This window comes from Paraburkholderia sp. SIMBA_054 (assembly GCF_046534875.1).
Taxonomy (GTDB): domain Bacteria; phylum Pseudomonadota; class Gammaproteobacteria; order Burkholderiales; family Burkholderiaceae; genus Paraburkholderia; species Paraburkholderia hospita.
Map to the genome: position 1 here is coordinate 1 of NZ_JAWRXV010000549.1, position 292 is coordinate 292.

Annotated in this window: 1 pseudogene; it reads right to left on the reverse strand. The window is 63.0% G+C overall.

Annotated features, from left to right (window positions below):
- Positions 1–292 (reverse strand): annotated as a pseudogene (locus SB822_RS56285) (outer membrane protein assembly factor); the annotation flags it as partial.

Sequence of the window (292 nt, forward strand, 5' to 3'; positions counted from 1 at the left end):
GTCGGTCAGCACGCCCTTCACCGCGAAACCGGCCTCGACGTGGATCAGATTGCCTTTGCGCGGAAACAGCGGGTCGTCGGTATTGCGCCGGGTCCACGACCAGGTCGGCACCAGCGCGCGGCTCGTGGTCGGCGGGCCGACGTTCTGATCGAGGCGATCCTGGTAGAACAGAAGCGCGTAGTTGTAGTCGATGAATTGCGACGTGCGCGTGCGCTGCACACCGCCGCGGATACTGTAGATGCGCGTGTCGGAAACATCTGTCGTCGTGTAGGAAGCGAGCACGCTATTGGTC